7 protein-coding genes and 1 pseudogene are annotated in these 7,599 nt (G+C 57.9%); 5 read left to right on the top strand and 3 right to left on the bottom strand.

Features of this window, described 5'->3' with window-relative positions; translation table 11 throughout:
• Positions 1-78: 78 nt before the first annotated feature.
• Complete coding sequence (locus AXW67_RS23245) at positions 79-1,431, bottom strand: IS1182 family transposase (protein ID WP_063678360.1); 1,353 nt, start codon at positions 1,429-1,431, stop codon at positions 79-81.
• 222 nt (positions 1,432-1,653) lie between these two features.
• Here AXW67_RS23245 and AXW67_RS23240 point away from each other — a divergent pair, with 222 nt between their 5' ends.
• A complete protein-coding gene (locus AXW67_RS23240; protein ID WP_063679712.1) occupies positions 1,654-2,634 on the top strand; it encodes a catalase family peroxidase in 981 nt (326 codons plus the stop codon).
• Positions 2,635-2,980: 346 nt separating this feature from the next.
• Here AXW67_RS23240 and AXW67_RS40755 read toward each other — a convergent pair whose 3' ends face one another.
• A complete protein-coding gene (locus AXW67_RS40755) occupies positions 2,981-3,298 on the bottom strand; it encodes a hypothetical protein (protein WP_430648729.1) in 318 nt (105 codons plus the stop codon).
• 1,159 nt (positions 3,299-4,457) lie between these two features.
• On the opposite strand from AXW67_RS40755, the gene AXW67_RS23230 reads away from it, so the two are divergent.
• Both AXW67_RS23230 and rnk read left to right on the top strand, forming a co-directional pair.
• Positions 4,458-4,937 (top strand): GreA/GreB family elongation factor, encoded by a 480-nt coding sequence (locus tag AXW67_RS23230; RefSeq protein WP_063679710.1) that lies wholly within the window; start codon positions 4,458-4,460, stop codon positions 4,935-4,937.
• Between the two features lie 16 nt (positions 4,938-4,953).
• Complete coding sequence (gene rnk / locus AXW67_RS23225) at positions 4,954-5,367, top strand: nucleoside diphosphate kinase regulator (RefSeq protein ID WP_063679709.1); 414 nt, start codon at positions 4,954-4,956, stop codon at positions 5,365-5,367.
• Positions 5,368-5,658: 291 nt separating this feature from the next.
• On the opposite strand, the gene AXW67_RS23220 is transcribed toward rnk, so the two are convergent.
• Positions 5,659-5,838: a hypothetical protein gene (locus AXW67_RS23220; RefSeq protein ID WP_063679718.1), complete on the bottom strand. Its 180-nt coding sequence runs from the start codon at positions 5,836-5,838 to the stop codon at positions 5,659-5,661.
• A 154-nt stretch (positions 5,839-5,992) separates the two neighbouring features.
• Here AXW67_RS23220 and AXW67_RS23215 point away from each other — a divergent pair.
• Both AXW67_RS23215 and AXW67_RS23210 read left to right on the top strand, forming a co-directional pair.
• Positions 5,993-6,187 (top strand): annotated as a pseudogene (locus AXW67_RS23215) (ester cyclase); the annotation flags it as partial.
• A 356-nt stretch (positions 6,188-6,543) separates the two neighbouring features.
• Positions 6,544-7,494, top strand: coding sequence for a helix-turn-helix domain-containing protein (locus tag AXW67_RS23210; protein ID WP_063679708.1), 951 nt, complete (start codon positions 6,544-6,546; stop codon positions 7,492-7,494).
• Positions 7,495-7,599: the final 105 nt, after the last annotated feature.

Here is a 7,599-nt window from a genome sequence, read left to right as displayed (position 1 = left end):
CCGATTCCGTTGAAAAAGGCGGCAGTAATCCGATGTATTGGCGCCCGCGCCGATGTAGCCGAACGGCTTTGCTGACCCTTATGCGGGCTTGAGGGTTTGCATCGGGATCAGCTTGGCCAGCTTGCGAAGGTTCTGAGCGGTGGCTGCGAGGGTGAACTCGTCGCGCGCACCGTTTGGGCCTCGTAACCGTAAACGGTCGAGCTTGAGAATGCGCTTGAGGTGCGCGAACAGCATCTCGATCTTTTTGCGGAGCCGACGCGAAGTGCGCCCCTCCCACGATCTTGCGATCTGGCGCGCCATGTCGCGAGCGCCCTCGTAGATCGAGCGCGGCACCCTCCGTGAAGCCTGCTTGGGGCAGCACTGGGACTTCAATACGCATCGATCGCAATCGCGCTTGATAGCGAGGTAAAGCATCGTGGCTCCATCGTTCACCAGCGCTCCGGTCGTGGTGAGGATCTTGCCGTCAGGACAGCGGTAGACGTCCCTTGCATGATCATAGGTGAAGTCTTCGCGCGAGAAGATCCCATCTGTGCGTGCCGACTTGTCGAACACTGTAACGTGTGGCTCGATGCCATGCTCGTAAACCAACCAGCCGAGCATCTCGGCTGAGCCATAGCCGCTGTCGCCGAGAAGCCGGTTCGGATAGAGATCGAACCGCTCCAGCGAGCGCTCAATCATGCGCTTGGCGGCCAACACCTCCGCCTGCCGGATGGCCGTGGTCGCCTCGACATCGACGATGATCGCGTTCTCGACGTCGACCAGGTAGTTCGTCGAGTAGGCGAAGAAGGCTTGGCCGCCGTGCGCCCCCGTCCAGCGCGCCGCCGGGTCGGCAGGCGACACGAACTTCGGCGTGACCTCGGTCGCTGCGCCGAAAGCGGCATCATCGAGGACAGCCAGATACTCATTGATCGCTCGGCCGGCGGCCTCCGGTGGAAGTCCCTTGTCGCCTTCGATTCCCTTCTGCCGATTGGCGTCGGCCTTGATCAGGCTCGCATCGACTGCAAATCCTTCACCGCCGACCAGCCGCTCCTCAATACAGCGGTGTAAAACGCTCTCGAAAACGCGACGGAAGAGATCGCTCTCCCGGAAGCGGCCATGCCTGTTTTTGGAGAATGTCGAATGGTCCGGCACCGCCCCTTCCAGACCCAGCCGGCAGAACCACCGGTAAGCCAAATTGAGGTGGACCTCATCGCACAGCCGCCGCTCCGATCGGATCCCGAAGCAGTAACCGACTAAGAGCATCCGGATCATCAGCTCGGGATCGATCGAAGGTCGGCCAATACTGCTATAGAAAGGCGCCAGGTCCTTCCTAATCTGTTCAAGGTCGACAAATCTATCGATCGACCGCAGCAGATGGTCGGCGGGAATATGCTTCTCGAGCGAGAATTCGTAGAACAACGCAGCCTGTTCGACTTGCCGATGTCCCATCATGATCTTCAGTCCTGCCACCTAGACAGACTGAATCACTGATCCCTCTGCGTCGCAACAGCCGCCTTTTTCAACGGAATCGGCCATAAGCCGACGTGCGCTCTACCTGTTCCATCGCCTCGCCTGCGCAATGCGCTCGCGCTGACTGACTCATACCGAGACTGAACTCGCCCATAGACCAGCTTTTTGGTGCTATACTGCTTGCGCCTTACATAGGAGGCTCCTATGACAAACCGCACGGTCGTTGCTGTGCTAGTTGGGTTGGGTTTGGCGTTGCCCGTCGTTGCGCTGGCGCAAGACCAGCCCCTCGAGGAACAGCTCGTCAATGCCTTGAACAAGGTATTCGGGGTACATCCCGGATTCCGTGCCAATCATGCTAAAGGCATCGTGGTCGAGGGTAGTTTCAAAGCATCTCCGGAAGCCGCAGAGCTAAGCCGAGCGGCCCTTTTCAACGGAGGCACGATCCCCGTGACGGTGCGCTTCTCGGATTCCACGGGGGTACCGAACCTGCCGGATGGGTCCAAAGACGCCAACCCGCACGGGATGGCTGTGAAGTTCCATCTGCCGGACGGCAGTGACACCGACATTGTGATCAATTCCCTCAAGTTCTTCCCTGTGTCTACAGGCGAAGAGTTTCGCGACCTGCTATTGGCGCTGTCGGAGAGCCCGCCGGATGCTACCAAGCCGACGAAATTCGAACAGTTCGCGGCGAGCCATCCCTCGGTTCCTGCCGCCTTCGGCACCATAGCCACGCCAGACAGCTTCGCCGACGAGGAATACTTCGGCATTGATGCATTCGTTTTCGTCAACAAAGCGGGTGAGCGGCAGGCAGTCCGTTATCAGATGCTGCCCGAGAACGTCGTTCATTTGGACAAGTCTGACGCTGCGACACGAGCACCGGACTTCTTGATGGAAGAGTTGCTAGAACGTCTGAAGCGGGGACCGGTGACGTTTCACTACAAGGCACAACTCGCTGCAGCGGACGATTCCACGAAGGATCCGGCGAAGCCCTGGCCCGACAATCGTAAGGTGGTAGAGCTTGGAGTGCTGACGATCGACAGGGCAGCGGCGAACAGTGTCGAGGCCCAGAAAAGACTACTGTTTCTACCGGGACAGCTCACCGATGGAATCGAGCAGTCCGATGATCCGCTGATTGGCACCCGCGATGCCGCATATGCTGTTTCGTTCTCGCGGCGCAATCCCTGACCATCAGGGTATGCCGTGATCAGAACCATGGAAGTAACGTCGTCACGTTCGCGTTCGGGGTACCCGTTCTAGGTCTGTCCTCGCCAGTGCCTCCGCTCTACCCCCTGGAAGCCGACATTCGGATGGTCGCCGGAGTTCGTGGTGTGGGCCAGCAACGGAAGTCACGGTCTCATTCGCTCACATCGTCGCCGGCGACCAGCTTGGGCTGGATTTCGAGAACGAGTGCCTTCGCAGTCTTCAGATGCGCATCTTACCTTGCATCATCAGACACAAAAAAGCGCTGCTTGGACTGCCCAGCAGCGCCTGCCAGCGAAACCATTAGCTGATTGGCTACCTGAATTCGCGCTTACAAGCCTCCGTGGATTGTTTCCTTCGCGGGCGGTCCGCTCTTGCTCCCCGGCAGGCCTTTGACGTTTGTCGGGTCCTGTTCCGCAACAGCCATATTGGTGACCGCGCCGGAACTAACCATTCCTAACGGTGCGGCCGGACCATTCTTGTTTCCGGCAAAGCCGGCGATCCCGGCACCTGAATTCTGTGCGCTGGGCGCCGCGACTTGCGGTATCCCGGCGCCTGAAACGTGCACCCTAGGAACCGTGACTGCCGATGCCGTGACAGTCGACAGTACCAATGCAACCGCCGCTGCACTTCCTATCCACTTCATCATGACTATCTCCAATAGCGGCTTTTCAGTTCTCTCTCTTTTCAGTTCTCTCTAACGTCTTTCGCAAACGTCCACCGAGTTGTGCACGTTCCGATCTTTCGGCGAATACCCAGGGAAGCGAGAGAGAAAAAGACCGCCCGAAGGCGGTCTTTTCAGCTCAAAGTAACCGGGCCAAAATAGATCGGGATCAAACGTACTCGGCCCGGCGCGACTACAAGCTAACCATCATCCAACGAGCGCCGCCTCACAAATATAATTGCAGTTCTGAAATGGAAGAGAGTGCACTTCCCTTGCATACGTTCACCGCCGCGCGGTCTGCTTTCGAGATCAAAGAAAACGGCTCCAGTCATGGGACTGGGGCCGTTATGCTAAAGAGCACCTCCGACGTTGGGGGGCTTGAGGGTCGGAAGAGCGCCGTCATTCTGGGCTGCCTTTGTCGATCCCGTCAATGTTTCGAGCCGCCCCCACTCAAGAGGGAAAAGTCAGACGATTGCGCTGTCATGAATTGACCAGTCAAATATCGCGGCTATCACCCGACAATTCAATCTGCGAGACTTCACTCCGACACTTCATCAAGAGGCTTGTGAAAAAAACAAGCCCGAAGGGAGGTCCGCAGTGGAGAAGGTGCGACGCTTGTGTGCAATGGGTTCGCTGTGCCGTCAACAGGCCGCGTACAACAGTAAGTATAAATGGAAGCTCCTCGCGGAAGCGGAATACTGGGAACACTTAGCTCAGCTAGAGCTGTCGTCTTATTTCCAGGAATGCAACGCCATTAGCTCAAACGACATGGCCCCGCCTCAAGCGCTCACAGACGCGGCTCTATGATCTCTTCGTAGTCGGAAGGACGGCGTCAGTGAATGGCGCGCTGCTATTCGTTAAGGATCACAGCACGCATCCGCACCTGGCCTGGGTCATCTTGATGAGGCGACGTGTGCTCTTTCGTCGCGATACAGAGCGCCGCGGAAGGTCCTATGGTGGCCACGCCATGATCCTCGTCCTCGACATCGACCCGCGCATTGCGCGGCGTTGCTTGCACGCCGGACGCCTCCAAGCAGGAGCGTAGCCGGACGGTCGTTGTGCCGTCCGGATACCACCCTTCCTTCATCAAACAGCTTTGGTGTGCGGCTCTCCCGCGAGGGGAGCCCAAACAAGGAGGCACGTCGTGAACAACCTCTCTATCCCGGACATCACTCTTCCGGCGTCCGACCATCGCCGCTTGGAACGGCTCGCGCGGGTGGGTGCAGCTCAAGGTGACGTGGACGCACATTTTCTGTTGAGCGAGATCAACCGTGCGGAAATCGTCCCCGATAGCGCAGCCAGATTGGACAGCATTGTCACCATGGGTTCGTGGGTGACGTTCTGGATCAACTGGGGCTTCCCTCGCGAGACGAGGCAACTTGTGTATCCCGAAGACTACGCGTCCGAGCGAACCCAAATCCCCGTGATGTCACCGTTGGGCGCAGCGTTGGTGGGGCTGAAGGTCGGGAGCGAAATCCCTTTCTTCACCGCTGGGCGCACGAACGTCGTCAGGATCGAAAGCGTCAGTCGAGGTGGTCCGAATGATGTTGTCAGGGCTCTGTTTAGCAATCAGGTGTTCCAGGGCAATCCTGATGATGATGAACCGGGACCATCCGCCGCTTAGGAAGGGAGCGAAGGCAATGAGCAAGACTAATCGCAACGGCAAGGCTGAAATGGTGCTGCCGCCCATCACGGTGATGGAGGCTGAGGCTAGGCGTCTAAACGCTCTGGCAAGTTCGAGCGCGGTGCTCTTCCCGCGCATTTCCCATTTCCTTGCGCAGGAGTTAGAGCGTGCAACAGTGGTGGCAGACAATTCCGATCTGCGCGGCGTGGTCCGGATGGGCTCGCAAGTCCGGTACTGCGATGAGAAGACTGGTGAGGTCCGGGACGTGGTGTTGGTGTATCCGCACGAGGCGGACATAACGCTAAAGCGCGTCTCGGTTCTTACGCCGGTCGGAGCTGCGTTGATCGGTCTGTCGATTGGTCAGGCGATCGAGTTTCAAACGCCGGGCCACAACAAGCGGTCCTTGACGGTACTAGGCGTGTCCAACTGAAGGAGGCGTTGATATGCGCCATGTTTCGACTAAGCAGGCCGCCTTGACGGTCATCGCTATCACCGTCGTTTTGGCTGTCGTGTTCTATGTTGCGACCTTCTTCAAGGCGTGAAGGTCCAACCCCTTAAGGTAGTCCCTCTCGATCTATGATCGAGCTTGGTCACCTTCCCGCCGCCACATCATGCCCCAAATTAGATGCCCTAATCAGGGACAGATCGGATGGTTCGGCGGATGTACCCGGCCTATGATCTAGAAAGGCCCCGGCGCGTGAGCACGCCGGGGCCTTTTCGCTTAACGCTGATGGCCTAGTCCAATTCCAAGACCGCGAGCCTTCTGTCTCAACGAGCCCTCGGAACGCTTCATCAGCTTCGCGAGTTTGGCCACGGGGGTGCGGGCCTTGGAATGTGCCTTGAGCAGCTTGATGTCGTCCTTGGTGTATTCTTTACGCTTGCTCTTCGTCTTTTTGGCCACGTGATCGTCTCCGGCGTAATCGGGTTGCTGGCTTAAGGCGGTCATGCGAATGCGTCAAGCACTCGCTCCATCGCCGGATGTTTGCGTTTCTTCACTTTGACCCAATACTTGCTCCGCCCGGCCTGATAGGGCCGGTCGCGGCGTTTTGATACCAGGAGGTGGCACTCACACCGGCCCGGCGTTCAACGATTTTCCGGTCGGCGGCCTGCCGGCCGCAACAGGTCGCAAGATGGACTTCACCGGCACTACAGTGCTGAAGATCGTCAACGGCGTGATCGTCGAGCAGATCGGTCTGGACGACGGGGTCACAGCGCTGACACAGCTCGGCCTTCTCAAGAAGGCGGCCTGACCGGATTGCATCTGGGTCAACACTTCACCTGAAGCTGGGGCGAGGCTCGCATGTCGTGCGGGCCTCGAAGGTCCGCCCGGCGCCAACAGTGCGGTTGCGATGTGTGTCTGTGTCCTAATTCCCACACTTGCGACCAAAAGAGCATCCATTTGTCGCCTTTCGAACCGACAGGCAAAATCCGCTCCGTTCCAACTGGCCACTGCGCAACATTGCCGGCGGCGGGTATCAATCTTAAGGTTGCGCAAGAAACGTGATCCGAAATTCGGCAAGACCTGACGTGTTCGTCGCTATACGCTCAACCCGTAGTATTCCGGAATCTCTAGAACCCGATTCGGCTTTAGTATTGTTAGAGGGCCTTGTCCCTCGATAGGAAAATAGCGGCTCTCGCTGTGCTGGCGCCAAAGGTATTTCGCTTTACTGATCTCGATCAGTATCGAACAGCCGTGCGAAATCTGAAGGTCGAATTTACACCTCTCGCACGGAAAATCTCTGCTGAGCAAATCATCCTGAATCTCCCGGGATGTGACATCAATTTTGCCAAGTCTTTCCCGCGCATCGCCGATGGTCAGCTTGCCGACAATTGCACAGCTGTCGGGTTCTCGATGGATGACGGTTTTCCCATTCGCTTCAACGGGGTCGAAAGAGATCAGTCGGCTATCGCGATAGGCGGCAGCGGAGCTGCATATGCCACAGTCGAACGGACCGAGCGGCAATACGCATCGATTATTTTCACGCCAGCGATACAGGATCGTGGCTGGCCCCAAGCAGGTCCCAACTGGAAAGCGTTCGAAACGAGCACCGCTGCGCAGCATTGGCTGCGCGAGCTCGTGAGGCAGATCTTGTCAACTTCCGTGACATTCGATGCCTGGGAGGCGGGCGACGCCTCGTCCGCAATCCGGGAGTCCCTACTGGCTGGAATTGATGCCGCATTCGCCCACGTTGTTGACGCCAGATGGGCGTTTCATGCGAACTACCTTGGGCATTTCAGGAGTTTCCGAGATATTCAGGAAGTATTGTCCGGCAACATCGGGCGTCCGATTTACAGCGAAGAACTTGCGCGAGAAGTTGGCGCCTCGGTGCGAACCATGAACGAGGCGGTCAAGCGATACCGAGGAATGAGCCTCCATCGATATTTGCGCCTGAGACGTCTTTGGCTCGTGCGGCAACGATTGCTGGCCGGAACGGATAGCGTAAAGGGCTGTGCGCTCGCTTTCGGATTTTGGCACTTAGGTGATTTCGCGAGGAGTTATCGTCTTCAGTTCGGCGAACGACCCTCGGACACTCTGGTGAAATCGCGTCTCCAGTGATGCGGCTTTCTAGAATTGCTGGTCGTGGGCTCCCCTTGCCGCGAAGAGCCAAGCGAAAGATCCTGGAGGGCCATAGCGGCGTCCAGTGACGCGGGGCATCGGATC

Source organism: Bradyrhizobium neotropicale, from assembly GCF_001641695.1.
In the GTDB taxonomy this organism is placed as follows: domain Bacteria; phylum Pseudomonadota; class Alphaproteobacteria; order Rhizobiales; family Xanthobacteraceae; genus Bradyrhizobium; species Bradyrhizobium neotropicale.
The sequence above is the reverse complement of the archived record's forward strand: the minus strand, read 5'-3'. Positions and strand labels throughout refer to the sequence as shown.

Excerpts from the sequence above, each read along its gene's own strand:
- AXW67_RS23245 (WP_063678360.1), bottom strand. The coding sequence starts at position 1,431 with ATGATGGGACATCGGCAAGTCGAACAGGCTGCGTTGTTCTACGAATTC.
- AXW67_RS23240 (WP_063679712.1), top strand. The coding sequence starts at position 1,654 with ATGACAAACCGCACGGTCGTTGCTGTGCTAGTTGGGTTGGGTTTGGCG.
- AXW67_RS40755 (WP_430648729.1), bottom strand. The coding sequence starts at position 3,298 with ATGATGAAGTGGATAGGAAGTGCAGCGGCGGTTGCATTGGTACTGTCG.
- rnk (WP_063679709.1), top strand. The coding sequence starts at position 4,954 with ATGAGCAAGACTAATCGCAACGGCAAGGCTGAAATGGTGCTGCCGCCC.